The following is a 25,466-nucleotide window of genomic DNA, read 5'->3' as shown; positions in this document are numbered from 1 at the left end:
CTCGTCAGATCAGGTTCTAGCCTACGGTGCGATTTGCTGTTGATGGAAGTCCAGCGACAAGCGGGCGACGCCTGTCTTTGAATTCCGATCCTTCACTCCGTCGTGCTATGGGTGATGGCAGCATCCAACTGCAATTCTGCTGGTTCTTGGCTACGGCCACTGGGTTCAGGCCTTGGTTGCCCATTCACCGCAGTCAGTCGCGCTTCCGCTCCGCGTTACGTTAGCCATCGATCACATTCATGCATTTGAGAGGCACAAGCGTTTGCCGTCTCGCATTGTTGAGCCGGGGCCCGTCTGGCCTTCGATGCCCTTGCAGGCTTTCGAGGTGAACCTATGAGCGACGAATTCAATCCCATGCTCCCTCCCCTAGACGATGCCAAGGTCGAGGAAATGATCGGAAAACTGGTGCTGGTCGGGGTGACCCGCTACGGCGGCGACGGCCAGGTGCAGGGACTGGAGCAGTACGCGGGAACGGTGCTGCGCATCAGTGCCGATGAAGGCGTGGTGCTGGCCGACGAGAATGATGGCCACGAGCGTTACCTGCCGCCGATGCTTGACCAGTACCTGCCGGCCCAGCCGGGAGAGTACCGGATGAGCAACAGCGGCATGATCGTGGTCGACCCGGACTATCTCACCGCCTGGGACCTGCACGCCCAGCAGTAGTGGCAGGCCATGCCAAGCAGGTGCCGGCAGCTCCCCGGCACCTCCCGGAGCTGCACTTTGCCCCATCCGGTCACTAGCCCTTCCGGCCCATTCACGACAACCCCTGCGGTGCTAGATTCGGGGCCATGCCCGATTCCGGGTACCCATTCACACCCAGGGGATAAGGATGCTGATCCGTCGAACCTCTCTGGCGGCGGCTGTTGCCGTTGCCACCGTCGGCCTGCTGGCCGCAGGCCCGGCGCTTGCCGATTACGCGAAGCCGCCGGAACACCTGCTCAAGGTGCTGAAGGCACCGCCGCCGCCGGCACCGAACGTGGCCCCGGGCGGCCAGCGCCTGCTGCTGACCACCGCGCAGACCTACCCGTCGATCAGCCGCGTCGCCCAGCCGTACCTGAAGCTGGCCGGCGTTCGGCTGGAGCCGAAGAACCGCAGTCGGCATGACACCCCCGGCGGCTACGGTATTCCGGCCTGCGTGGCCGACTTCACCCTGGTCGATATCGGCAGCGGCAAGGAGACCAAGGTCAACCTGCCGCAGGGCTGCGCCACTGGCGCGCTGTGGTCGGCCGACGGCAGCCATTTCGCCTTCCAGAATGCGGTCGATACCAGCGTGCAGCTGTGGGTGGGCGATGCGGCCACCGGCCAGGTGAAGCAGGTGCCGAACGTACAGCTGAATCCGATCTTCGGCTACACCGTGCAGTGGCTGGGTGGCAGCCAGAACCTGCTGGTGAAACTGGTGCCGGCCAATCAGGGTCCGGCGCCGTCCAACGGTGGCGTGCCGACCGGTCCGGATGCGCAGGAATCGCTGGGCAGCAGTGGCGAGAGCAGCACCTACGAAGCCCGCGACACGCTGACCAGCGTGCATGATGAAAAGCTGTTCGCCTACTACGGTGCCTCGCAGCTGGCCGTGGTCGATACCGCCGCGGGCAGCGTGCGCCCGGTGGGGCAGCCTGCGCTGTTCAACGAGGTCAGCGCCGCGCCCGATGGCGTGCACGTGCTGACCGAATCGATCAAGGCGCCGTACTCACATGCGGTGACCTACCAGCGCTTCGCCAATGATGTGGCCGTATTGGACGTGAGCAACGGCCGCAGCACGCCGATCGCCAGCCTGCCGCTGGCGGATCGCGTGCCGGTGCACGGCGTACCGGAAGGCCCGCGCGGTTTCGACTGGCGAGCCACCGATCCGGCGACCCTGGTCTATGCCGAAGCGCTGGACAAGGGCGACTGGAAAGTCAGCGTGCCGCACCGTGACCGCGTACTGATGCTGAAGGCCCCGTTCAACGGCAGGCCGACCGAGATCACCCGTACCGCGCAGCGATTCGAGGGCTTCGCGTGGACCGCCGATCCGGCCGTAGCCTTCCAGTACGAGAACGACGAGAACCGTCACTGGATGCAGACCCGCATCGTCGACGTGGACCAGCCGAACAAGGAAGGTCGCCTGCTGTGGGACATGTCCAGCGATGAGCTGTACGGCAACCCCGGCAACCTCGTGTTCACCCGCCTGCCGAATGGCGCGCAGGTCGTGCGCCGTGAGGGCAACCACGTGTTCCTCAGCGGCCGTGGCGCCTCGCCGCAGGGCGATCGTCCGTTCCTCGACCGCCTGGACCTGGGCACGCTGAAGAGCGAGCGCCTGTTCCGTAGCAGTGCCGACGCCTACGAACAGTTCCTCGGCTTCAGCAACACGCCGGGGCGCTACCTGACCTGGCACCAGTCGGTGATCGATCCGCCGAACGCCTTCATCCGCCAGCAGGGGGAGGCAGTGGCCGATGCGAAGACCGGCGAGGCGCAGTTCGCGTCCACCGCGACCGCGCTGACCAAACTGGTCGACCCGACCCCGGAAGTGCGCCAGATCAAGAAGCAGTTGGTGACCTACAAGCGTGCCGATGGCGTGGACCTGTCGTTCACCCTGTACACGCCGCCGGGCTACAAGGAGGGCCAGCGCGTGCCGGCGATCCTGTACGCCTACCCGGCCGACTTCGCCAATGCCGCGCAGGCCGGCCAGGTGTCCGGTTCGCAGCAGACCTTCACCCGCCTGCAGCCGTACCGCCTGATGCTGCTGGCCGGCTACGCGATCATCGACAATGCCTCGTTCCCGATCGTGGGTGACCCGAAGAACGCCTACGACACCTACCTGGAGCAGCTGGAAGCCGACGCCAAGGCAGCGGTGGACAAGGCCGTGGACATGGGCGTGGTCGACCGCAACCGCATCGGCGTGACCGGTCACAGCCACGGCGGCCTGATGACCGCCAACCTGATCGCGCACACCAACCTGTTCAAGGCCGGTGTGGCGACCAGCGGTTCGTACAACAAGACCTTTACCCCGTTCGGCTTCCAGAACGAGCGTCGCTCGGTATGGCAGGCGCAGGACGTGTACCTGAAGGCCTCGCCGTTCTTCTATGCCGACAAGATCAAGCTGCCGCTGCTGCTGGTGCACGGTGAGGACGATGCCAACCCGGGCACCGAACCGTTCCAGTCGCGCAAGCTCTACCAGGCCATTCGTGGCAACGGCGGTACCACCCGCCTGGTGATGCTGCCGAACGAACCGCACTGGTACACCGCGCTGGAGTCCAACGAGCAGCTGGTGTCGGAGATGCTGAACTGGTTCGACACCTACGTGAAGAACGCCAAGTGAAGGAACAGGAAGGCCACCTCTGGGTGGCCTTCCTGCATCCTGCTGTAGCGCCGAGCCCACGCTCGGCTGTAACCAGCCGCACGTGCTCTGCAATCAACTGTGGAGACTCGGTAACGACGTGTTACCGGCACATTCGCGTGCCACGCAGATGGGCTAGGCTGGCCCTGTGAGTTCGTCCCGGGTCGGTGCAATGAAAGCCATCGTTCTTGCTGCAACGTTGTCGTTGGTCCTGGTTTCAAACGCCCATGCCCAGTCGCTGCCCACCGAGCTGGCGCAGCTGGGGATCATCGCCGGCATGCCCTACGCCAAGGCCAAGCGCCTGCTGGATGCTGCGGGATGGCAGGTGAAGCCGGCGCAGGGCGCGCCGGAATCGCTGGAGGGCTTTCCGGAAGTGGGGTGCCAGAAGGGCGGGAAGCAGTGCGCGACGACCTTCGAGAAGGGTGAACAGCAGATTGCGGTGCGGCTGGGCACTACCCTGGCAGGGCAGCCGTTCGTGCAGAGCGCTGATTGAGCACCCGCCCTCACGCCAGCGGTAGGCGGTCCTGCGCGTGGGATAACCCGTCATGCAGGTCGCGCACGTGCTCGGCCTTGGCATGCACCCGGGTGGTCTCGCCGAAACTGCGTAGATAAGCGCAGGCTGCGAAGCCGGCGCTCTTCTTTTCGTACTCGGCAATCCAGGCCAATCGATCCGGATTGTTGGCCTGTTCGGATGACCACGCGGCCACTGGCGGGCGGATGCGGTACTTCAGGCCGACGCGCCACGGCTTCGGTGTCAGTCGCGCACGGAAGCAATGCTGCAGCCGGCACATGCGCGCGTACAGGGTATCGGTGCCCAGTGCCTTGAAGAATGCCTGCAGCTGCTCGTCCTCCGGGGAGAACGTGGCATGCATCGCCAGTACGCGCAGTCCCGCAGGCGTCCGGTAGGCGCGCAGATGCCAGTGGGGGTGTTGTTCGCTGAAGGCTTCCACGCGTCGCAGCGCCAACCCCTCGGCGCCCCCGGCGGCGGCCAGCCGCTGCCTGCGGCGCATCAGCAATGCCGCATTGACCAGAACCACCGCCGCCACGCCCAGCACCAGTCCCACCAGCCAATGCCACAGCAGCGTGCCGGTGACGGCGCCGGCAAGCAGCACGACCGCCGCAACGATGGCCGGCATCACGCAGCCGGCTGGCGGCTGCGCATGGTCGATGTCGGCGAACAGTACGTCCGGGCTGTTGAGGCACAGTGCGCCATAGCTGTTGCGGGTTATGACGACGTCGCCGTCGCGCTGCACGATCTGCTCGCGGATCGGCACGCCTTCCACGCCGTAGTTGCTGCGCACTTCGCGACGCGGCAGCACCTGTCCGGCGAGGATGGCATTGAGGGCTTCATTGGCGCGGCGGTCGGCGTGCACCTGCGCCTCGGCAGGGCCTTCGTCGGACCAGCCGAAGCGGCGCACCACCACCGGCCGGCCACGGAAACGGGCCTGCAGGCGGGCTTCGGCCCAGTAGGCGGGAACGATCATCATCGCGGGGTGCTCTATCTTCCGTGGCAGGTGCCAACGCGAGTCTGGCACAGCGCCGGGGTGCCCGCATCTGCTTGCTGCGGCGGCCGGGTCGGAGTGATAGATTGCGCGCTTCGCATGCACTCCACCAAGGACGGAGCGATGTCCATGATCCTGCGCGGCCTGTTGGCCCTGGCCTGTGCCGGGGTGGTTGGCATGGCCACGGCGGCGGCACCGGCCGGGCCGCAGATTGTCACTGACGATGTCAGCCGTTTCTACGCGCTGTACGACAACGCAGGTGGCAAACCCAGCGTTGCGCAGTTGCGTGGCTACATGGCCGAGGGTTCGGCGGGCCTGGCCGAGCTGGCCAAGGCGCGCCGGGTCACCCCCGAGCGCATTGCCGAGTCCATCGCCAGCCAGCCGGAGCTGTATGTGCAGGGGCGAAGCTGCCTGGCCGAACTGCCGGCGGTGAAACAACGTCTGACGCAGGTGTTTTCCAACCTGCAGGCCATCTATCCGCAGGCTGCGTTTCCGCCGGTGACCATCGCCGTCGGCCGTGGTCGTCCGGTAGGGTTGACCTCGAAAAGCGGCGTGATCATCGGCCTGGAAGCGCTGTGCGCAGCCGATTTCATGAATCCCAATGTGCAGGACCGCTTCGTGCATGTGATCGCGCACGAGTACGTGCACATCCAGCAGACCGGCCTGACCGACTTCGAGCCGGGCGACCCGCATGCGACGGTGCTGCGTGTTTCGTTGGGCGAGGGCATTGCTGAGTTCATCGCCGAACTGATTTCCGGCAACGTCGGCAACGGGCGCCATGCGGCCTGGACCCGTGGTCGGGAAGTGCATATCGAAAGCGCATTCGCGCTGGATCTGGACAGCACCGATCTGTCGCCGTGGCTGTACAACTACAAACCCGGTTCGCAGGAACCCTATGATCTGGGCTACTGGGTGGGCTACCGCATCGCCAAGGCCTATTACCTGCAGGCCAAGGACAAGCGTGACGCAGTGCGCGCTGATCCAGCAGGACAACCCGAAGACGATCCTGGCCGCCAGCGGCTGGACGCCGGGTATGTGGATGCCGGCCAAGGTGACCGGTGTGGCGGCGCGGTCGGCGGCACGCTGAGCGCGGGGCCGCGCGCTAGACTGGCCCGGACATTCAAGGGAGAGACCCGATGCGTTCCGTGTCCGGCGGCCTGGCCGCGGTTGTCCTCGGTATCGCGCTGAGCGCCCATGGGGTGGCGGCCGATGCGCCCGCCATCAATCCGTTGTTGGTGGAACCTGTCGATCGCCTGCGCCCGGATGAGGTGCGCTTCATGCAGCAGCGCCTGGCCGATTGGCCGGAACTGCAGCGTTACCGCGACGCCAACGCACGACTGCCTGCCGCCGTACCGGGGCAACCACGCGTGGTGCTTTTCGGTGACTCGATCACCGAAGGCTGGGGCAGGGAAGGCAGCGAAGCGTTTTTCCCCGGCAAGGGCTGGCTCAACCGCGGCATCAGCGGCCAGACCACGGCGCAGATGCTGGTGCGTTTCCCGCAGGACGTGCTGGCACTGAAGCCACAGGTGGTGGTGATCCTGGCCGGCACCAACGACATTGCAGGCAACACCGGCCCATCCACGCAGGCGATGATCGAAGACAACCTGCACGCGATGGTGAACCTGGCCCGTGCACATGGCATCGCCGTAGTACTGGCATCAGTGCTGCCGGTCAGCGATTACCCGTGGCTGCCGGGCACAGCACCTGCGCCCAAGGTGCGTGCATTGAACACGGCATTGAAGCGCTATGCCGATGCACAGCAGCTGGTCTATCTGGACTACTACACGCCGATGGCCAATGCGATCGGCGGACTGGACCCGCAGTTGGCGGAGGACGGCGTGCATCCTACGGCGAAGGGCTATGCGGTGATGGCGCCGTTGGCCGAGGCGGCGGTCAAGCGCGCTGCAGCAGAAGTAGCTTCTGCGGGCAGACTCGCCAGCAACCACTCACAGAAACTGATCACCAGCGGATCGGCCGCGCTGTCCTCATGCACCAGCCAGCTCCAGCGCGGGCCGCGCACGCGTGCATCATCCAATGGTTGCAGCAGGCCTTGTTCGCACGCACGCGCGCTCAGCAGTTCGCTGACCAGTGCGATGCCCAGCCCTTGGCACGCGGCATCCAGCAACTGCCCGGGCTCGGAGAAATTCATTCCCTCGCGACGCTGGCCGACATCGGCGCCACCCTGTACCTGCCATTGGCTCCAGTCCATCTCGCGCTCGCCATGCAGGGTGAGGCGTTCGTGCGCCGGTGTGGCGAGCAGGGCCGGATGGCAGGCTGGATAGAGACGATCCTGCAGCAGCACGCGATGCTGGCACTGCGCCTGTGAGTCGAGGTCATCACGTACCGCTACGTCCAGCGTCTGCGTGGTCATGTCCGGCGCTTCCTCGCTGGTCAGCAGCCACAGATCGGCGTCGGGATGCAGCCGGTGAAAGCTGGCCAGGCGTGGCACCAGCCAATGCCGAGCAAAGGCCGGGCTGGCGTTGACGATCAGTTGATTGGGCTTGCGGTACTGATCGAGCCGGCGGATGCCGCTGGCCAGCTGCCGCAGCAGCGCCTGCGTTGTTTCCAGCAGGTCGATGCCGGCATCGGTGAGGGTGACGCTGCGGCCCTGCCGGAAGAACAACGGCTGCTGCAGCGACGCTTCCAGACCCCGGATCTGCTGGCTGATGGCCGACTGGGTCAGGTGCAGTTCCTCCGCCGCACGGTGGAAACTGCCCAGCCGGGCGGCAGCCTCGAAACCCCGCAGGGCGTTCAGCGGTGGCCAGTGCTTGAGCATTTCAGATAAGTAAAACTATTCATTTGATGGCTGAATCTATCGTTTGTTCTTATGTGTCGGCAAGCGCAGCATAGCGCCCATCCCACACCGGCCATGGAGCCTGTCATGAGCAACCGTCGTCACTTCCTCACCCAGCTGGCGGGCGCCGCCGGCCTTGGCGGCCTGGCCGCTCTGGGTCTGGCCGGGCTGCCGGGTCGCGTGGCGGCGGCGGCGCCGGGTGCAGGCATCTGGCGCATGCCCGATGAACATGGCCCACAGGAACGCGTGTTCCTTGCCTTCGCCGCGCAGCCGCGGGTGTGGGGCGCGCAAGCCGATGCGGTGAACACCGCCGTGGCGCGGTTGGCCCGTACCATCGCCCGCCACCAGCCGGTCAGCGTGCTGTGCCGCCCGGCGCAGTTGAAGCAGGCGCAGGATCGCTGTGGCCGCGACAACATCGAGTTCCTCGAGGTGCCGCTGGATGACATCTGGGTGCGCGACTATGGTGGGTGCTTCGTCACCGATGGCCAGGGCGGGCTGGGCCTGGTCGACTTCAACTTCAATGGCTGGGGCGGCAAGCAGAGCGCGCAACGATGGCGCGGTGGCGCCGTGGCTGGCGCAGGTGACCGGTGCGACGCTGCTGGAAAGCGATCTGGTGGGCGAGGGCGGTGGCATCGAAGTCGACGGCCACGGCACGGCCATCCTCACCGAAAGCTGCTGGGTCAACCGCAACCGCAATCCGGACTGGTCGCGCGGATATCGAGGCCGAGCTGAAGCACCACCTCGGCCTGCGCAAGGTGATCTGGCTGCCCGGCATCGCCGGCAAGGACATTACCGATGCGCACGTGGACTTCTATGCGCGTTTCGTGCGGCCGGGCGTGGTGATCGCCAACCTGGACAACGATCCGGAGTCCTACGATTACGATCTGACCCGCGAGCATCTGCGGATCCTGCGCGGGGCCACCGATGCCGATGGCCGCCGCCTGCAGGTGCACACACTGCCGCCGCCGCTGGACGGGCGCGATAACGTGCATACCCGCGACAATGATGATCTTGCGATGGGCTACATCAACTACCTGCCGATCAACGGCGCGGTGGTCGCGCCGCAGTTCGGAGACGACGAAGCGGATGGATTCTGCCGCGAACTACTGGAAGACATGTATCCCGGCCGCGTGATCGAGCAGGTGGATATCGATGCCATCGCGGGCGGCGGTGGCGGCATCCATTGCGTGACCAAGAACATGCCGAAGGTGGGCTGACGCGCCTCAGGCGTCGTCCTGCTTCAATGCGGCATCGGCAGCCAGCAGCGCCTCGGCGGCTGCACTGAGCGGCGGCGACGGCGGGGCGACCACGCCGATCGCTTCCATCATCTTCGGCATGCCCAGGAACTGCCGCGCGCGGCGGTCGTAGATGCCGGTGACCAGCAGCGCACGGGTGGCGATCTTCTGCTCGGGCCCGATCAGTACGCGTTGTTCCATGATCCCGCGCGAGCCGACCCAGCCGACCAGCCGCGTTTCCAGGGTGAAGCGCTGGAACGGCTTCAGCTCGCGGCGGAACTGGATGGTGCCGGCGCCGACGATCGGTGCCCACTTCTCGCGCAGCGCCACCCGGCCCAGGCCCATGCGCAGGATCAGGTCCAGCCGGCCCAGGTCGAAGATGTTCCAGTAGCGGCCGTTGGTCATGTGCAGGTTGCTGTCCAGGTCATTGGGCAGTACCCGGAACTGCAGCCGCGAGACCCCGAACGGGGCCTCCAGCTTGGGCCGGAACAGGCTGCACAGGAGCAGGTGGAGCAGGCGGAACCAGAGATTCATGGTTATGACGACTGTTATAGAATCGCCGGTACGCTAATCTATGACGACTGTCCTGGCAAGGAGCCTCCCGTGAGCCCGCGTCCCTCTGATGCGCCACAACGCGTGATTGATGCTGCGGCACAGATGCTGGCGCGCGTGGGTCTCAATGCCACCAGCATCCGTGAGGTCACCAAGCTGGCCGAGGCACCGCTGGGCTCCACCTATCACCACTTTCCCGGCGGCAAGCAGGAGCTGTTGGCGCGTGCCACCCATATGGCCGGCGACAAGGTCGAAGCGTTGTTGGTGGAGCTGCTGAAGGGCGGGGCGGTGCAGGGCCTGCAGCAGTTCCTGACGATGTGGCGCGAGCGCCTGCTGCGCACCGATTTCCGCGCAGGCTGCCCGGTGCTGGCCGCTGCGGTGGAGGAGCCGGTGGAGGCCGGACCGAGCCAGCCGCGCGCGGCAGCTGCAGAGGTATTCGCGCGCTGGCAGGGCCATCTGGCCGCAGCGTTCGTCGCCGACGGACACGATCCGGCCGCCGCGGGGGGCTGGCCAGTCTGGTGATCGCCAGCGTGGAAGGTGCGGTGGCGATGTGCCGCGCACTGCAGGACATCGCCCCGTTCGACCAGGTGGCCGCGCAGTTGCTGAAGGCCGCCGCGCGGCCTTGATCCGGCGGCACGGTCGCGGGAGACTCGGCGCAGGCCCTGACTGGACGCCGCCATGGACGAATCGCACTGCCGCCACCTGATCGAGCACTACCTGCAGGCCTACAACCGCTTCGACATCGACGCCATGCTGGCGGTGCTGGCGCATAACGTGCGTTTCGAGAACCACAGCGGCAGCCAGCTGACGATGGTCACCGAAGGCATCGATGCCTTCGGCGAACTGGCACGGCAATCGGCGCCGTTGTTCCGCGAGCGCGAGCAGCGGTTGCTCGAGTTGACCTTCGAGGATGGCATGGCGCTGGCCAGCATCGGCTGGCGTGGCGTGTTCGCGCAGGACATTCCCGATGGTCCCAGTGCGGGCACGGAACTGGCCCTGCAGGGACGCAGCGAGTTCGCTTTTGAGGACGGTCGCATCGTGCGGATCATCGACCGCAGCTGAGGATCGATGGCATAGGTCCGCCGTCTGGACAGCGGACCTGCCCGCGGTAGAATCCGCCCATCACCACCTACGCGTGCCCGGCAAGGATGTCCGCATGCAGTATCAGGTTTTCGAGCTTCCACGCTGCACGATCTGCGGCATCCAGCGGCGCCGATGAAACGCACCCGTTTCTTTACACGCAGCCCATTGAAGCTGCCGGCTAATCGCGGCAGTGAAGTCGTGCGCGCGGCAGCATCTGCAGCAGCTCGGCTGGCCGCGCCTGCAGATGGCGCTGATCGTGGCCCTGACCGGTGCGGCCGGTTTCCTCGCCTCGCACCTGCTGCGTCTGGCCGGTATCGACGCGATGCTGCTGCGCTACCCGATGGCCGTGCTGCTGGCCTATGGCGTATTCCTGCTGCTGATGTGGATCTGGATCCGCTGGCGCTGGGACAACGTGCTGGATGGCCTGTCGCCGGATGTGGGCAGTTGCAGCCCATCGCCTCGCGGAAGTGCCGTGGAATCACCGTGGAGCGGCGTCGGTGGCCGTTCTGGAGGTGGCGGCGCGTCAGCTTCGTGGAATGAGTCGGCGCGGGTCAGCGGCGGCGATGCCAGTGAGCTGCCGTTGACCGGCCTGGCCGAAGACGAAGCGGGCCTGCCGTTGCTCGCGATCCTCGGCCTCGTCGCGCTGGTGGCGACCGTTCTGCTGGCCAGCGTGTGGATTGTGTGGTCGGCGCCAGTGCTGATGGCTGAGCTGCTGGTGGACGCGGCCATCGCCGGAGGCCTGTACCGGCGCATGCAGGGCATGCGGGAGCAGGGATGGTGGCGCGTATGCGTGACGCACACGATCTGGCCGCTGCTCGGGTTGTTGGTGTTTTTCACCGTTGTTGGATGGCTCGCACAGGAGCTGGCACCAGGTGCGGTCAGTCTGGCCCAGGCATTTCGGGCACTGTAGCGGCGCATGTGGATGGCCGAGCCCAGTTTTTCGTTCCTGGCCTACCCTGCGCTATGATCCGCGCCAAGGCCAAGGTATGTGGCCGGCTGTCAACCACCACTGACGAGGAAGAGCGCATGGATGTCGCTGCACACCGCAACAGGACGTTGTTTCGTTGGACCATGTTGGTGCTGCTGGCGGTGTTGTTGCCGTTTGCAGCACTGGCACAGCCTGCAGCCGGGCAGGCCGATGGCGCCGAAGCCGCCACCACCGCTACGGAAGAGGCGCAATGCCGCGCCTGCACTTATGAGCGCATTGGGCCCAAGGTCGATATCGGCCTGGTGGCCCTGATTTCGCTGCTGGTGGTGGGCCTGCTGGTGGCGGTATCCCGCGAATGGGGCACCACCTCGCAACGATGGACCTGCCGCACGCTGGCCCTGTTGCTGGTGGGTTTCGGTGTGGCGTTGCTGTGGTGGGCTGGCAGCATCGTCTACCTGGGCTACAACCCGTGGCAGGAAATGGCCGCCCCCGTCGATGGCTCGCTCACCTCGACACTGCTCACTACCTCACCGAAGTGGCTGGCGGCGATGGTGCTGATCGGCTTCGCGCCTTCCATCTGGAAACGCAGCGAGCGCCTGCCGGCGTGGCGCATCAGCTGACATTGAAACGGCGGCGCTGGATCACACCCGGCGCCGCCTGCGGTCATCAGTCAAAGCGCAAACGCACACCAGCGTAGATGCCACGGCCTTCGCCCGGCGTCGAGCGGGCAATATCCTTGCCGGCATCGTTGTAGCCCGGCGTGACCGTGGCGGCGTAGTGGCGGTTGCCGATGTTGCGCATCTCCGCCCAGGCCTGCCAGCGGCCACCGGGTGCGTCGTAGCCGATGCGGCTGCCGAAGATCACATGGCTGTCGGCCCAATAGCTGTTGGCGTAGTCCACGGCGATGCGCGAGGCGTATTCGGTATTGAGCGCAGCGTACAGGCCGGACGCGTGATCGAAGCGCAGCTCGGCCTGGTAGGCGTGGCGCGGCAGGCCGGGCAGGCGGTTGCTGCCGAAACGCGCATCGTGGCGATAGCGGAGGTCGCTGAAGGTGTACGCCTGACGCAGCGACAGGCGGCCCGGTGCAGCCTGCCACAGGGTGCTGTCCAACCCGGCTTCGATGCCGCGGTGAACGGTGGGGCTGGCGTTGTTCTCGGCGATGAACAGGTTCGGCACCGGCTGCAGTTCGACGCTCAGCAGTTCGTGGTTCACGTGTGCGTAGTAGCCGGTCAGTTCCCAGCGACCCAGCGCCGCGTCACCGCGCGCACCCAGTTCCAGCGTGGTGGCCGTCTGGTTCTGCATCGGCACCGGCGCGCGCTGGCGGCCAGTGGACGGGCCATTGCCCGGCCCGAAGTACTGGTTGGAGCCCCAGATCATCGACCACGGGTGCGGCGCCTCCACCGAACGGCTGAGGTTGCCGAGCCACTGGGTCTGGGCGCTGTGCTGCCAGGTGAAGCCCAATCGAGGTGCGTAGTCCCAGTCGCGGTCGCGCAGGCGGCCGCCGCTGCTCGGCCAGGTCACCTGCACATCGCGACGGGTGTTGATCAGTGCCAGCCCGGTCTGCATGCGCAGGCGGTCATTGAAGGTGAGGGTATTGCCGACGTGCAGCGTGCTGTCGGTGCCGTGGTGGCGGAAATCACGCGTACGCGTGCCGGCGGCATAGCCGTTGCTGGCAAAGCGTAGCGACTCGCGCACATCGGCGTCCAGGTCGTGGGTGATACGCAGGCCGACCGTGGTTTCGCTGTCCAGACCGAACAGCCGGTGGCGGCGGCGGTAGTCCAGCGTGGCGTTGAGGTTGGCGTAGTCCAGCTGCTGCCGGTACAGGCTCTCGTTCAAGTCCATCGGGTACGTGTGGTAGACCAGCCCCGCCTGCAGCGAGGAACCCTCATCGATCTGCAGCGTGGTGACGTTGCCCACCCAGGTGCTGCCCGGCTGAGGGCGACGCGCATCGATGGCCCGGTTGGCCGCATTCGCGGCATGCGGGTCGTTGCGGATCTGGTCGCGGGTCAGGCGACCGGGCGTTTCGTGATTCGTTTCGCGGTAACGTACGAAGAAGCGCGTCTGCAGGTCGGGCGTGATCTGCCAGCCGATGTTGGCCATCGCGCCCTTGCCATCGCCGCGCGCATGGCGCTGATAGCCATCGAACTCGGTATCGGTGTAGGCCAGGAAGTAATCGACGTCGCCACTGACGCCGCCCCAGCTGATGCCACGCTTCTGGTAGCCACGGCTGCCGGCTTCGTAGTGCAGCTGCACTCCGCCCGAATCACGGCCGCTGCGGCTGACGTAGTCGATGGCACCGCCCAGCGCCAAGGCGCCACGCTCGAAACCGTTGGCGCCGCGCAGGACTTCCACTCGGGACAGCCACAGCGTTTCCAGCAGCTCGTAGGGCGTGCCGCCCGGGCCGGTCAGTGGCAGACCGTCGATCGACACCGCGATGCCAGAGGCGTGCGCGCCCGGGCCCCGGTTGATGCCCGAGCCACGGATCGAGATCTTGGTGCCCTCGTTACCCGGTGACTGCGCGCTGATGCCCGGTTGGTAGGCCAGCACATCGGCACTGCTGGACAAGCGGCTGTCGGCCTTGGCTACGTCGATGACGTTGCTGGCGCCGGGTACGCGCTTCAGCGCCTCGCGCGCCTGGGCGCTGGCATCGGCGGCGGTGACCTGCACCGCATCCAGCGTGGTGGCCTGAGGGGCCGCAGCGGCGGTGGAGGAAAGGCCGAGGGAAACGGCCAGGAACAGCAGTGATCGGGTGGGGCGGTACGACGAGAGCGACATGCGGGAATGCTGTAAACCACGAAAGTGGCGCGCAAGTTAACAGGTCGCGCGCGCCACGTCACCCATCGGCGGCGTATGGCCGCCCGCGCTCCTTGTAGAGTCGAGATCCTATGTTCGTGGTCAAGCCTGCTGGAAGCAGGCTTGACCCACCTTCAGCATGGCCGGATCGAAGTCCCGGCCGCTTTTGAAGACACCCCAGGCGATCCTGGCCAGCTTTCTGGCCAGGATGTTGAAGACGGCGGTGCTGGGGTGACCGCGTTTTGACAGCTCGTCGTAGAGCGGTTGCCCCTGGCGACACCGCTTGAGCCCCATTGCGGCCATGTAGAGCATCTGGCGCAGCACTGGCGCGCCCTGTTTGGACAGCCGACGCCGTCCCGTTCTGCCGCCAGACTCGTTGGGCCGGGGATCCAGGCCCGTGCAGGCGATCCACGCGTTGGCGTTGGCCAACGGCCAGCGCGTCATGTAGTAAATCAGGTGAGCGGCGACGGCGGGGCCGATACCAGGGATGGTCAACAGGCGCTTGTAGAGCGTGCCATGCTCTCCATCGCGACCCAAGCGCTGCAGTTCGCTTTCCAGCTCGGACAGCGTCCCAGCCAGAGCGCAGAACAGATCTGACAGCTCCCCGGGGGCACTTTTGCTTACCCCGAAGGATTGCTCCAGGCGCGCGCGTGTCTTTACCAGCGTCTGCCGCTTGCGCAGCAAATCGTGCATCTGTTGCTGCTCATCGGTACGCGGTACGTATTCACGCAGGCGATCGTTCTCCTTCTTCACGTATCGGGCGATCGCTTCGGCGTCCATGGCGTCTGTCTTGCCACGCGAGCCCGTCGCCCGGCCGTAGTGCTTGATCAGACGTGGATTGATCACATAGACAACGTGGCCTGCCTGGCCAGCCATCCGAGCCAACAACTCGTAGTACCGCCCCGTCGCCTCCATGCCAATCCGGCATCGCTGGGGCAAGGTGTTGAGCCACTGGGCTATGCCGGCCCGGGTGTTGGCGATCCTGTCGCCGGCCTTGCGGTCGGCCACTGCCGGTACGAACTCCTTGGAGTCCACGTCCACGCCAATATCGAGAGAATCAGACATTTGTACGGCTCCCAGCTATCTTTAAGGGGCTGGGGTGGTACCGCACCGACGTTAGCTTGCCTACATCGACGATCCCCTTTGGGGGCCGTACGATCCTTTATCGACGTTCGTGTGCGGGATGGGGATCGCTCGACTCGTCTGTCGGCTAGTATCCGCAGATGCATGCTTGACGGTCCCTCCACCCTGGCTCCTACATACCTCGTAGGAGCCGGGAGGAACATACAAGCTTGCTCGACTGTCTTTCGCTTTCTGTAGAGTCGAGCCTTGCTCGACTGCCTCTGTGTGCCGGAGTCGAGCACGGCTCGACTCTACAGAGCCGGTTTCGCCAGCGCCTTGGCCTTCGCGTACAGCCGATCAGCCGCTTCCCTATCGCCCAATGCCGCATGGCACTCGGCCAGGCTGTCCCACGCGTTGGCCGAATCCGGATACAACTCGGCGTTGAGCGCGAACACTTTCAGTGCCTTGCTGGCACCCAGACTCTCGCGGATGGCATAGCCATCGGCATTGATCGCACGTTCCAGTTCGCCGGTGGGAACGCCGTTGCTGACGCGCAGCCAGCTACGCATCTGCGGTTTCGCATCGGTGCTGTCATCCAGCGCATAGCCGATCAACCGCTCGGACAACACCGCATGCGGAAACTCCCCGGGCGCGGCCACCCCCATCATGCTCTCCACCAGCGTGCTGGACCAGACATTGCGGGCGCTGCCGTTGGTCAGGTACACGAACACCCAGTAGCCGCTGGCCAGCGTGCCCTTGTAGGCCAATCGCGCACGTACACGGGTGCCACCATCGTGGCCGACCTGGGTGTAGCCGTCGCTTCGGGTGGTGTCCCAACCGGTGGAGAAGAAATTGCTGCCGCCACCGCTCAGTTTCTGCGGCTGCCAGAGTCTTTCCAGGGTCGCCGTGCGCACCAGCTTTCCGCTCGCCAGCGCCTGCAGGAAACGGTTCATGTCGCCCACGGTGGTCTGCAGATCGGCATGGCCCCAGCCGTAGTCCGGCCAGGCATCTTCATTGGCCGGCTGCAGCTGGCCGTCCTTGCCGATGTAAGGCACCGCCGCGCGCTTGGCTGGCACGCTGGCAACGCCCCACGAGGTGCTGGTCATCTTCAGCGGTTGCAGGATGCGTTCGCGCGCGATGGCCGGGTAGGGCTTGCGGTAGTGCGCTTCCAGCAACGCCGTCAGTACCAGGTAGTTGGCCTGGGTGTACTGCACGCGGCTGCCGGCGGCGAACTGCATCGGTGTCGCGCCGGCCACCTTCAGCGCTGCTGCAAGGTCCGGCGCCACTCCGGTGTAGCCCTTGCTCACCCAGCGGTTGTCCACCCGGTCGTAATACTCGCCGATACCCGAGCTGTGGTTGAGGAAATCGCGTACGTGAATGGTCTGCCATGCTGATGGCAGGTCCGGCACATAGCGACTGGCCGGCGCATCCAGATCCACCTTGCCCTGATCCACCAGTTGCATCACCAGCGTGCTGGTCAGCAGCTTGGCCATCGATTGCGCGGCGAAGATGGTATCGACGGTGGCCGGTGCATGGGTAGCGGGATCACGTTCACCGCTGGCGCCCTGGTACAGCACCTGGCCATTGTGCGCGACCAGTACCGCCTGGCCGGCGATGCCGTAGCGCTCGCGGTTGGCCTGCAGTTGGGTGTCGAGCTGAGCAGAGAGAGTGCCGGGAGCGCTACGTGCAGAAGCGATCGGAACGGTGAACAGGGCACAGAGCAATGCGGCAGCAAGGGTGCGGTACATCGCGGTGATCCGTCAGCGGTGATGGCGCATGTTGGTCACGGCGGGAGAGCGGGTCAAGCGGGGCTGGCGGCAATGTGAATGAATGAATTTCCAATGGTCTGTCGTAAACAGCTCTTAGAATCTGATGAAGCACCAGATATAAGAGCGCCTCAGTCCACGCCGACGAAACAGTCCAAGATGGGAGGGACAATGGAAGATGATGAAGATTTCGCGCTCTTCATCGAGAGCTTCGGTGAGGCAACTGAACACGATCCGGTGCCAGAGACCGCGTTCTCCAAGTGGGCGGGCATCTTGCCTGAATCGCTCTTGAGCTATTGGCGTCGGGATGGATGGGCGAACTATGGCAATGGACGGCTGTGGACGGTGAATCCCGAGGACTACGAAGGCCTGATGCACATGTGGTTGTCTGGTACGCCATTTCCCCTGATCGATACCTACCATGTGTTTGCCAGAAGCGGGTTTGGACGGCTCTACCTGTGCGGCGAAGCATCAGGCGCTGGCGTGAGCATCGATCCGATCCGCAGTGAAGTATTTGCTCTTCAGAACTGTTTGAGACCCAAGCCTCTCGCACGGCAGGAGGGTGGCATCAAGGCATTCTTCGCTTGCGCGGAGCTTGACGACTTTGATCTGATGGATGGGGCCGAAGAGCTGCCTTTCGACAGGGTTGTGAGCACTTGCGGGCACTTGATGGCGGATGAGATGTATGGCTTTGAGCCAGCGCTGGTTTGCGGCGGCGAAGTAGCCATTGGCAATCTGCGCAGGTTCAAGCTTCAGCCGCACCTGCACATGCTGAGGGAGTTCGCCGCGCCTGCGTTTCCACGCTATGCGAACAATGTGAAACCGCTGGCCCGGAAGTGATCCGAAGGACCCAATCATGTAGAGCCGAGCCCATGCTTGGCTGCCTTCCCTGGAAGCATTGAGCCGAGCATGGCTCGGCTCTACAGGTGCCTTCCGGTAGTGCTGGCCGCTGGCCGGCACCCCTGCGATCAGCCGAGGATGCCCGGCAGATCCAGCCCCTTTTCCTTCGCGCAGTCGATCGCGATCTCATAGCCGGCATCGGCATGGCGCATCACGCCGGTGGCCGGGTCGTTCCACAGCACGCGGCCAATCCGCTTGGCTGCGGCCTCGGTGCCATCGCAGACGATCACCATGCCGGCGTGCTGCGAGAAGCCCATGCCGACGCCACCGCCGTGGTGCAGCGACACCCAGGTCGCGCCGCTGGCGGTGTTGAGCAGGGCGTTCAGCAGCGGCCAGTCGGACACCGCATCGGAACCATCGGCCATCGCTTCGGTTTCTCGGTTCGGCGACGCCACGCTGCCGCTGTCCAGATGGTCACGGCCGATCACCACCGGCGCCTTCAGTTCACCGTTGGCGACCATTTCGTTGAACGCCAAGCCGAGGCGATCGCGGTCACCCAGGCCCACCCAGCAGATGCGCGCCGGCAGGCCCTGGAATTTGATCTTCTCGGCGGCCATGTCCAGCCAGCGGTGCAGGTGCGGGTTGTCCGGAATCAGTTCCTTCACCTTGGCGTCGGTCTTGGCAATGTCTTCCGGGTCGCCACTCAGTGCGGCCCAACGGAACGGGCCGATGCCACGGCAGAACAGCGGGCGGATGTAGGCGGGTACGAAGCCCGGGAAATCGAAGGCATTGGCCACGCCTTCTTCCAGTGCCATCTGCCGCAGATTGTTGCCGTAGTCCACTGTCGGTACGCCCAGCGCGTGGAAGCCGAGCATGGCGCGGATGTGGTTGGCCATCGATGCGCGTGCAGCCTTCTCCACTTCCTTCGGTGCACTCACACGCTTCTCATCCCACTGTTCGACGGTCCAGCCCTGTGGCAGGTAGCCGTTCACCGGGTCGTGCGCGGAGGTCTGGTCGGTCAGCAGGTCCGGCTTCACGCCGCGCTTGAGCAGTTCAGCCAGTACATCGGCGACATTGCCGAGCAGGCCCACCGACTTCGGCGTACCGGCCTTGCACGATTCGTCGATCAGGCGCAGCGCTTCGTCCAGATTGTCGGTCCAGGTGTCGAGGTAGCCGGTGCGCAGTCGCATGTCGATGCTGCTCTTGCGGCACTCGACGGCCAGGCAGGACGCGCCGGCCATCACTGCAGCCAGCGGCTGCGCGCCGCCCATGCCGCCCAGGCCACCGGTGAACAGCCACTTGCCGGTCAGGTCGCCACCGAAGTGCTGGCGGCCCATCTCCACGAAGGTCTCGTAGGTGCCCTGCACGATGCCCTGCGCGCCGATGTAGATCCAGCTGCCGGCAGTCATCTGGCCGTACATGGCCAGGCCCTTCTTATCCAGCTCGTTGAAGTGGTCCCAGTTGGCCCAGCGCGGCACCAGGTTGGAATTGGCGATCAGCACGCGCGGCGCATCGACGTGGGTGCGGAACACGCCCACCGGCTTGCCCGACTGCACCAGCAGGGTCTGGTCGTCGTCCAGGCGCTTGAGCGTCTCGACGATGGCATCAAAACTCTCCCAGTCGCGCGCGGCGCGGCCGATGCCGCCATACACCACCAGTTCCTGCGGCCGTTCGGCCACGTCCGGGTGCAGGTTGTTCATCAGCATGCGCAGCGGCGCTTCGGTCAGCCAGCTCTTGGCGTTCAGCGTGGTGCCGGTGGGCGCGGCAATGGTGCGGGTCGGGTCGTTGCGGGTCATGCGGCGCTCCGGTTCGTAGCGAATTCAAGGCAGGCGTTGAGCACCTGCGCCAGGGTGTGGCGCAGCGGTGCGGCGTGGTCGGGGTCGAGCGGGGTGGGCCAGCTGTGCTCGTCCACCTGGTCCGGCAGGGGTTCGTGCATGTAGCCGCGGCAGGCCAGTTCCATCTGCAGGCTGTGCACGCCGCCGGCGACGTTGCTGTAGTGGCGGGTGATCCAGCCGCCCTTGAAGCGGCCGTTGCGCACCTGGCTCATGCCACTGATCTTCAGCAGGTTCTCCACCACATCGCTCAAGGCGTTGTCGCAGGACGTGTCCGGTGCGCCGGACGGGCCGGCGGTGCCGAGGTTGAACTGCGGCAGCTCGCCTTCGAACAGGTGCGGGATATGTGAGCGGATCGAGTGTGCGTCATACACCACGACAGTGCCGAACCTCGCACGCAGGCGCGTGATCTGTGCGGCCAGCGCATCGTGGTAAGGCAGGAAATACGTGTCGCGGCGACGGGCGATTTCCGCGTCATCCGGTTCGCGCCCGGCGTGGTACAGCGGCTGGTTGTCGAAGGTGGTCAGCGGACACAGGCCGGTGGTGTTCTGACCCGGGTACAGCGACGCACCGCTGGGATCGCGGTTGAGGTCGATCACCGAACGCGAGATCGCCGAGCGCACCGTGGTTGCGCCCATGCCGCGCACGAAGTCGTACAGTTCGTGCACCCACCAGTCGGCGTCGCGACGGGCCAGCCACGGCGAGTGGTAGTTGCCGATCAGGTCGTGCGGCAGCTCGCTGCCGGTATGCGGGAAGCTGACGATCAGCGGGGCATCGCCTTCGTGCACCGTCAGCCATTCGGGATGGACATTCATGCCTGCGGTTCCACGGTCGGCAGCAGCTCCGCCAAGCCCTGTGCCAGCGCGCCGCTGCGCACCAGGTTCGTGGCGGTCACCATGTCCGGGTGGAAGTAGCGGTCTTCTTCCAGCGTCGGCACCTGTGCACGCAGGGTGGCGCGCACGGATTCCAGCGCGGCACTGGAGCGCAGCGGTGCGTGGAAGTCGCAGCCCTGCGCGGCGGCCAGCAGTTCGATGCCGATCACGTTGGCGGCGTTCTCGGCCATCTGCATCAGGCGGCGCGCACCGTGTGCGGCCATCGACACATGGTCTTCCTGATTGGCCGAGGTCGGGATCGAATCGACGCTGGCCGGGTAGGCGCGCTGCTTGTTTTCCGAGACCAGCGCGGCGGCGGTCACCTGCGGAATCATGAAACCGGAATTCAGGCCCGGGCGTGGGGTCAGGAACGCCGGCAGGCCGGACAGCGCCGGGTCGACCAGCATCGCCAGGCGGCGCTCGCTGATCGAACCGATCTCGCACACCGCCATCGCCAGCATGTCGGCGGCGAAGGCGACCGGCTCGGCGTGGAAGTTGCCGCCGGACAGTGCTTCGCCGGTCTCGGTGAACACCAGCGGATTGTCGGACACACCGTTGGCTTCGATTTCCAGCGTGGTCGCCGCCTGGCGCAGGATGTCCAGCGCCGCGCCCATCACCTGCGGCTGGCAGCGCAGGCAGTACGGGTCCTGCACGCGCACGTCGTTGTCGCGGTGCGATTCCCGGATGCCCGAGTCCTGCATCAAGCTGCGCAGCGTCGCGGCAGTGGCGATCTGTCCGCGCTGTCCACGCAGGGCATGGATGCGCGGATCAAACGGCGTGTCCGAGCCCTTGGCGGCTTCCACCGACAACGCGCCGGTGACCAGCGCGGCCTGGAATACAGTCTCGATCTCGAACAGGCCGGCCAGTGCATAGGCGGTGGAGAACTGGGTGCCGTTGAGCAGCGCCAGGCCTTCTTTTGCACCCAGCTCGATGGGCTGCAGGCCAGCACGTGCCAGTGCATCGATCGCCGGCAGGCGTTCGTCTCCGATGAAGGCTTCGCCCACGCCCAGCATCACGCTGGCCAGGTGCGAGAGCGGCGCCAGGTCACCCGAGGCACCCACTGAGCCCTGTGCGGGCACCACTGGCAGCACGCCCTCGACCAGCATCGCTTCGAGCAGCAGCAGGGTTTCCTCGCGCACGCCCGAAGCGCCCTGCGCCAGGCTGACCAGCTTCAGCGCCATCATCAGTCGCACCACATTCGCCGGCATCGGCTCGCCAACACCGGCCGCGTGCGAGAGCACGATGTTCCGCTGCAGGGTGGCCAGGTCCTCGCGCTCGATGCGCACGCTGGCCAGCTTGCCGAAGCCGGTGTTGATGCCATAGACCGGCGCGCCCTTGGCGACGATGGCGGCCACGGTCGCGGCACTGGCACGCACCACCGGCAGCGCGGCCGGGTCCAGTGCAAGCGGCGCACCGCGATAGGCCTGCCGCCACTGGGCGAGGGTGACATGGCCGGGGCGAAGAACCAGGGTGTTGCTCATGTGTTGCTCCAGGAGGCAGGCAGGTCGGGCTGTCCGCGCACCACGCGCGCGTGCAGCGGGTTGAATCCAATGCGATAGACCAGGTCGGCGGGGGCGTCGATGTCCCAGATCGCCAGATCGCAGTCCAGGCCCACGGCCAGGCGGCCGATGCGGTCGCCATGGCCCAGAGCGCGCTGCTTCTCGGGTGAAGCCGGCGATGCACTCGTCCACGGTCAGGCGGAACAGGGTGGCGCCCATGTTCATCGCCAGCAGCGGACTGGTCAGCGGCGAGGTGCCCGGGTTGCTGTCGGTGGCCAGCGCCAGCGGCACGCCGGCCGCACGCAGCGCGGCGATCGGCGGCAGGGTGGTATCGCGGGTGAAATAGAAGGCACCGGGCAGCAGCACGGCGACGGTGCCGGCCGCCGCCATCGCGGCAATGCCGGCATCGTCCAGGTGTTCGATATGGTCGGCCGAGAGGGCACCGAAGCTGGCGGCCAGTTCGGCGCCATGCTGGTTGCTCAGCTGCTCGGCGTGGATCTTGATCGCCAGTCCGTGTGTGTGCGCAGCTTCGAAAACCTGCCGCGCCTGCGCCGGCGAGAACGCGATGTTCTCGCAGAACACATCCACTGCTTCGGCCAGGCCTTCGGCGGCGATGGCCGGGATCATCACATTGCACACCTCGTCGGTGTACTCCTGTGCTTCACGGCCCGGCGGAATCGCGTGCGCACCGAGGAAGGTGGTCACCACGTTGACCCGGCATTCCTCGCCCAGCGCACGCGCCACCTGCAGCTGCTTGCGTTCGTCGCGCAGGGTCAGGCCGTAGCCGGACTTGATCTCGAGGGTGGTCACGCCCTCGGCGCGCATCGCCAGCAACCGTGGGCGGCTTTCGCGGGCCAGCTGTTCCGGCGTGGCGGCGCGGGTGGCGCGCACGGTGGAGACGATGCCGCCGCCGGCACGGGCGATGTCGGCATAGCTGACGCCCTGCAGGCGCTGCTCGAACTCGTTGGCGCGGTTGCCGGCGTAGACCAGGTGGGTGTGGCAGTCGATCAGGCCGGGCGAAATCCAGCGGCCTTCGCCGTCGATGCGGGTGGTCGGTTGCAGGTGGGCATCGCTGCCGGCGGTGCCGACGTGGACGATGCGTCCGTCGGCGCAGGCCAGCACGCCATCGCGGATGACGCCCAGGCCGTCGCCGTCGAGGGTGATCAGGTGAACGTTGGACCAGAGGGTATCGACGTGCATGGCATCCACAACGCGGCTGTGCTTATATGTCTATACAATATAGGCGTCCATTTCGGGTTGTCCAGCCATGTCCGATTCGCGTTCCCCGCACAGTTTCCATGCCGCCCACGCCCTGCTGGTCGAGGGTTGGGCCCGCGATGTCCGCCTGCAGGTGCAGGACGGTCGCATCACGGCGATCAGTACGGGGCAGGGCGCGCAGGCGGGCGACACCCGCGCCGGCATCCTGGTGCCGGGCCTTCCCAATCTGCACAGCCACGCCTTCCAGCGCGGCATGGCCGGGCTGACCGAGATCGGCGGCGGCGACGGTGACAGCTTCTGGAGCTGGCGCGAGCTGATGTATCGCTTCCTGGCCCATCTGCGCCCGGACGCGGTGCAGGCCATCGCCGCCCAGGCCTACATGGAAATGCTGGAAAGCGGCTTCACCCGCGTCGGTGAATTCCACTACCTGCACCACGATGCTGACGGCCGGCCGTATGCCAACCGTGCCGAGATGAGCGCGCGGATTGCGGCGGCGGCCGACCAGACCGGCATCGGGCTGACCCTGCTGCCGGTGTTCTATGCGCATGCCGATTTCGGCGGGGCGGCACCGAACCCCGCGCAGCGACGCCTGATCCACGACGTGGACGGCTTCGCGCAGCTGCTGGACGCCGCGAAGCCGTCTTTGACCGCGCTGCCCGATGCGGTGCTCGGCATTGCCCCGCACAGCCTGCGTGCAGTCACCGGCGAGGAATTGAGTGCGTTGCTGCCGCTTACCGACGGCCCGGTGCACATCCACATCGCCGAACAGGTGCGCGAGGTGGAGGCCTGCCTGGCCTGGAGCGGCCAGCGTCCGGTGCAGTGGCTGTACGACCATGCGCCGGTGGATGCGCGCTGGTGCCTGGTGCACGCCACCCACATCACCGACGATGAGCGCGCCGCCATCGTGGCCAGCCAGGCGGTGGCCGGCCTGTGCCCGATCACCGAGGCCAATCTGGGCGATGGCTTGTTCCCGATGCAGGCGTTCGCGCGAGGGTGGGCGCTTCGGTGTCGGCTCCGATTCCAATGTGCTGATCGACGCGGCCGAAGAACTGCGCCTGCTCGAGTACGGTCAGCGCCTGACCCTGCGCGGGCGCAATGTGCTGGCCCCGGATGCCACCCGCAGCACCGGCCGCTTCCTGTTCGAGGGTGCGCTGCACGGCGGTGCACAGGCGTTGGGCGTGGCCGCCGGGCTGCAGGTTGGCGCCAGTGCCGACCTGGTCGAGCTGGATGCCGCACACCCCGCGCTACAGGCGCGGCAGGATGACGCATGGCTTGACAGCTGGGTGTTCGCCGCACGTAATGGCGCGCTGCGATCGGTCTGGCGCCATGGCCGCCAGTGCGTGGCCGACGGCCGCCACCTGCAGCGCGAGGCGATCACCACCGCCTTCGCTGCCGCCCTGCGTGGCGTGCTGGGCTGATCGCCTCCCGCCACCGAGACCCCATCACGTGAAGGCCAGCAAGTCCGCCACGCTCAACCAGCGTATCCGCAGCGATCTGGAAAGCCGCATCCTCAGCGGAGAGTGGGCGCCGGGCTTCCGTATTCCGTACGAACACGAGCTGATGGAGCAGTACGGCTGCTCGCGGATGACCGTGAACAAGGTGCTGACCGCGCTGGCCGAGAGCGGCATGATCGAGCGTCGCCGCCGCGCTGGTTCGTTCGTGGCGCGGCAGCCCCCGCACCTGGAGCAGGTGGCGCTGGAGATTCCCGATATCGCGATGGAAGTGGGTTCGCGTGGCCATCAGTACGCGTATCGCCTGCTGCAGCGCGACCTGCGCCTTGCAGATGCCGGCAATGCCGGTGAAGTCGAGCTGGCCGGCAGCGAAATGCTGCTGGCGATGCGCTGCCTGCACCTGGCCGACGGCCGCCCGCTGGCGCTGGAGCATCGTCTGATCAGCCCGGTGGGCGTGCCCGAGGTGCTGGAGGTCGACTTCAGTACCACCGCGCCGGGCAGCTGGCTGCTGCAGAACGTGTCCTGGACCCGTGCCCAGCACCGCATCAGTGCCTGGGGCGCGGACACCGCCACCGCCAAGCTGCTGGAGGTGAAGCCCGGCACCGCCTGTCTGGTGATCGAGCGCCTGACCTGGCGCGGCGAACAGCCGATCACCCGTGTGCGGCAGGTGTTCCTCGGCGATGCCTGGGACCTGGTGGCGCGCTTCGCGCCTGGGGCAAGGTAGGGGCG

General features: G+C 66.2%; 16 protein-coding genes and 7 pseudogenes. 13 read left to right on the top strand and 10 right to left on the bottom strand.

The window, feature by feature from the left end:
• The first annotated feature begins 333 nt into the window (after positions 1 to 333).
• The 3 genes from ACZK2V_RS14935 to ACZK2V_RS14925 all read left to right on the top strand — a co-directional run bounded on the left by ACZK2V_RS14935 (position 334) and on the right by ACZK2V_RS14925 (position 3,803).
• Complete coding sequence (locus ACZK2V_RS14935; RefSeq protein WP_164161270.1) at positions 334 to 663, top strand: hypothetical protein; 330 nt, start codon at positions 334 to 336, stop codon at positions 661 to 663.
• A gap of 166 nt (positions 664 to 829) precedes the next feature.
• The gene (locus ACZK2V_RS14930; RefSeq protein WP_486322550.1) at positions 830 to 3,292 is read left to right on the top strand and encodes a S9 family peptidase; all 2,463 of its coding nucleotides are present in this window, start codon (positions 830 to 832) and stop codon (positions 3,290 to 3,292) included.
• A 190-nt stretch (positions 3,293 to 3,482) separates the two neighbouring features.
• On the top strand, positions 3,483 to 3,803 hold the full coding sequence (locus ACZK2V_RS14925) for a hypothetical protein (protein WP_005410210.1): 321 nt from the start codon (positions 3,483 to 3,485) through the stop codon (positions 3,801 to 3,803).
• 10 nt (positions 3,804 to 3,813) lie between these two features.
• Here the strand turns inward: ACZK2V_RS14925 and ACZK2V_RS14920 are convergent, their stop codons facing one another.
• Positions 3,814 to 4,797, bottom strand: a complete 984-nt coding sequence (locus ACZK2V_RS14920) for a hypothetical protein (protein WP_154263972.1) — start codon at positions 4,795 to 4,797, stop codon at positions 3,814 to 3,816.
• 138 nt (positions 4,798 to 4,935) lie between these two features.
• Between ACZK2V_RS14920 and ACZK2V_RS14915 the strand changes: the two are divergent.
• A pseudogene (locus ACZK2V_RS14915) lies at positions 4,936 to 5,899 on the top strand (DUF2268 domain-containing putative Zn-dependent protease).
• Positions 5,900 to 5,948: 49 nt separating this feature from the next.
• Positions 5,949 to 6,716, top strand: a pseudogene (locus ACZK2V_RS14910) (SGNH/GDSL hydrolase family protein); the annotation flags it as partial.
• Here ACZK2V_RS14910 and ACZK2V_RS14905 read toward each other — a convergent pair.
• Complete coding sequence (locus ACZK2V_RS14905) at positions 6,671 to 7,588, bottom strand: LysR family transcriptional regulator (protein ID WP_486322549.1); 918 nt, start codon at positions 7,586 to 7,588, stop codon at positions 6,671 to 6,673. The pseudogene ACZK2V_RS14910 and the gene ACZK2V_RS14905 sit on opposite strands and share 46 nt — an antisense overlap.
• A 105-nt stretch (positions 7,589 to 7,693) precedes the next feature.
• On the opposite strand from ACZK2V_RS14905, the pseudogene ACZK2V_RS14900 reads away from it, so the two are divergent.
• Positions 7,694 to 8,823: pseudogene (locus tag ACZK2V_RS14900) on the top strand (agmatine deiminase family protein).
• Positions 8,824 to 8,829: 6 nt separating this feature from the next.
• On the opposite strand, the gene ACZK2V_RS14895 reads toward ACZK2V_RS14900, so the two are convergent.
• A complete protein-coding gene (locus tag ACZK2V_RS14895; RefSeq protein WP_049397600.1) occupies positions 8,830 to 9,375 on the bottom strand; it encodes a thioesterase family protein in 546 nt (181 codons plus the stop codon).
• Between the two features lie 69 nt (positions 9,376 to 9,444).
• Between ACZK2V_RS14895 and ACZK2V_RS14890 the strand changes: the two are divergent.
• From ACZK2V_RS14890 to ACZK2V_RS14875, 4 genes and pseudogenes are all read left to right on the top strand, one after another.
• Positions 9,445 to 10,019 (top strand): annotated as a pseudogene (locus ACZK2V_RS14890) (TetR/AcrR family transcriptional regulator).
• A gap of 52 nt (positions 10,020 to 10,071) precedes the next feature.
• Complete coding sequence (locus ACZK2V_RS14885) at positions 10,072 to 10,455, top strand: nuclear transport factor 2 family protein (protein ID WP_032127707.1); 384 nt, start codon at positions 10,072 to 10,074, stop codon at positions 10,453 to 10,455.
• A gap of 153 nt (positions 10,456 to 10,608) precedes the next feature.
• Positions 10,609 to 11,386 (top strand): annotated as a pseudogene (locus ACZK2V_RS14880) (hypothetical protein).
• A gap of 116 nt (positions 11,387 to 11,502) precedes the next feature.
• Positions 11,503 to 12,024: a hypothetical protein gene (locus tag ACZK2V_RS14875; protein WP_049422135.1), complete on the top strand. Its 522-nt coding sequence runs from the start codon at positions 11,503 to 11,505 to the stop codon at positions 12,022 to 12,024.
• A gap of 46 nt (positions 12,025 to 12,070) precedes the next feature.
• Here ACZK2V_RS14875 and ACZK2V_RS14870 read toward each other — a convergent pair whose 3' ends face one another.
• The 3 genes from ACZK2V_RS14870 to ACZK2V_RS14860 all read right to left on the bottom strand — a co-directional run bounded on the left by ACZK2V_RS14870 (position 12,071) and on the right by ACZK2V_RS14860 (position 17,007).
• Positions 12,071 to 14,179 carry a TonB-dependent receptor family protein gene (locus tag ACZK2V_RS14870; RefSeq protein WP_486322548.1) on the bottom strand — a complete coding sequence of 703 codons (2,109 nt, stop codon included), beginning with the start codon at positions 14,177 to 14,179 and terminating at the stop codon, positions 12,071 to 12,073.
• A gap of 120 nt (positions 14,180 to 14,299) precedes the next feature.
• Positions 14,300 to 15,205: an IS110 family transposase gene (locus ACZK2V_RS14865; RefSeq protein WP_486322547.1), complete on the bottom strand. Its 906-nt coding sequence runs from the start codon at positions 15,203 to 15,205 to the stop codon at positions 14,300 to 14,302.
• 365 nt (positions 15,206 to 15,570) lie between these two features.
• Positions 15,571 to 17,007, bottom strand: coding sequence for a serine hydrolase domain-containing protein (locus ACZK2V_RS14860; RefSeq protein ID WP_154352892.1), 1,437 nt, complete (start codon positions 17,005 to 17,007; stop codon positions 15,571 to 15,573).
• A 189-nt stretch (positions 17,008 to 17,196) separates the two neighbouring features.
• Here ACZK2V_RS14860 and ACZK2V_RS14855 point away from each other — a divergent pair, with 189 nt between their 5' ends.
• Positions 17,197 to 17,865: a GAD-like domain-containing protein gene (locus ACZK2V_RS14855; protein WP_049422136.1), complete on the top strand. Its 669-nt coding sequence runs from the start codon at positions 17,197 to 17,199 to the stop codon at positions 17,863 to 17,865.
• A 128-nt stretch (positions 17,866 to 17,993) separates the two neighbouring features.
• Here ACZK2V_RS14855 and hutU read toward each other — a convergent pair whose 3' ends face one another.
• From hutU to hutI, 4 genes and pseudogenes are all read right to left on the bottom strand, one after another.
• Positions 17,994 to 19,661: a urocanate hydratase gene (gene hutU / locus ACZK2V_RS14850; RefSeq protein ID WP_486322546.1), complete on the bottom strand. Its 1,668-nt coding sequence runs from the start codon at positions 19,659 to 19,661 to the stop codon at positions 17,994 to 17,996.
• Entirely contained in the window at positions 19,658 to 20,512 is an 855-nt protein-coding gene (gene hutG, locus ACZK2V_RS14845) for an N-formylglutamate deformylase (RefSeq protein ID WP_486322545.1), read from the bottom strand. The genes hutU and hutG overlap by 4 nt, the downstream gene beginning before the upstream one ends.
• Entirely contained in the window at positions 20,509 to 22,050 is a 1,542-nt protein-coding gene (gene hutH / locus ACZK2V_RS14840) for a histidine ammonia-lyase (RefSeq protein WP_486323332.1), read from the bottom strand. The genes hutG and hutH overlap by 4 nt, the downstream gene beginning before the upstream one ends.
• A 225-nt stretch (positions 22,051 to 22,275) precedes the next feature.
• Positions 22,276 to 23,268 (bottom strand): annotated as a pseudogene (hutI, locus tag ACZK2V_RS14835) (imidazolonepropionase); the annotation flags it as partial.
• 67 nt (positions 23,269 to 23,335) lie between these two features.
• Between hutI and ACZK2V_RS14830 the strand changes: the two are divergent.
• Positions 23,336 to 24,704, top strand: a pseudogene (locus ACZK2V_RS14830) (formimidoylglutamate deiminase).
• A 28-nt stretch (positions 24,705 to 24,732) separates the two neighbouring features.
• Positions 24,733 to 25,461 (top strand): histidine utilization transcriptional repressor HutC, encoded by a 729-nt coding sequence (hutC, locus tag ACZK2V_RS14825; RefSeq protein ID WP_253144304.1) that lies wholly within the window; start codon positions 24,733 to 24,735, stop codon positions 25,459 to 25,461.
• Positions 25,462 to 25,466 lie beyond the last annotated feature (5 nt).

This window comes from Stenotrophomonas sp. 93052_Sma, from assembly GCF_056481145.1.
Note: the sequence above shows the minus strand (reverse complement) of the source record. Positions and strands in the feature narration are given on the sequence as shown.

Coding starts and splice junctions, on each gene's coding strand:
- ACZK2V_RS14860 (WP_154352892.1), bottom strand. CDS start 17,007: ATGTACCGCACCCTTGCTGCCGCATTGCTCTGTGCCCTGTTCACCGTT.
- hutH (WP_486323332.1), bottom strand. CDS start 22,050: ATGAGCAACACCCTGGTTCTTCGCCCCGGCCATGTCACCCTCGCCCAG.
- ACZK2V_RS14905 (WP_486322549.1), bottom strand. CDS start 7,588: ATGCTCAAGCACTGGCCACCGCTGAACGCCCTGCGGGGTTTCGAGGCT.
- ACZK2V_RS14895 (WP_049397600.1), bottom strand. CDS start 9,375: ATGAATCTCTGGTTCCGCCTGCTCCACCTGCTCCTGTGCAGCCTGTTC.
- ACZK2V_RS14935 (WP_164161270.1), top strand. CDS start 334: ATGAGCGACGAATTCAATCCCATGCTCCCTCCCCTAGACGATGCCAAG.
- hutG (WP_486322545.1), bottom strand. CDS start 20,512: ATGAATGTCCATCCCGAATGGCTGACGGTGCACGAAGGCGATGCCCCG.
- hutU (WP_486322546.1), bottom strand. CDS start 19,661: ATGACCCGCAACGACCCGACCCGCACCATTGCCGCGCCCACCGGCACC.
- ACZK2V_RS14855 (WP_049422136.1), top strand. CDS start 17,197: ATGGAAGATGATGAAGATTTCGCGCTCTTCATCGAGAGCTTCGGTGAG.
- ACZK2V_RS14920 (WP_154263972.1), bottom strand. CDS start 4,797: ATGATGATCGTTCCCGCCTACTGGGCCGAAGCCCGCCTGCAGGCCCGT.
- ACZK2V_RS14875 (WP_049422135.1), top strand. CDS start 11,503: ATGGATGTCGCTGCACACCGCAACAGGACGTTGTTTCGTTGGACCATG.
- ACZK2V_RS14930 (WP_486322550.1), top strand. CDS start 830: ATGCTGATCCGTCGAACCTCTCTGGCGGCGGCTGTTGCCGTTGCCACC.
- ACZK2V_RS14925 (WP_005410210.1), top strand. CDS start 3,483: ATGAAAGCCATCGTTCTTGCTGCAACGTTGTCGTTGGTCCTGGTTTCA.
- ACZK2V_RS14885 (WP_032127707.1), top strand. CDS start 10,072: ATGGACGAATCGCACTGCCGCCACCTGATCGAGCACTACCTGCAGGCC.
- ACZK2V_RS14870 (WP_486322548.1), bottom strand. CDS start 14,179: ATGTCGCTCTCGTCGTACCGCCCCACCCGATCACTGCTGTTCCTGGCC.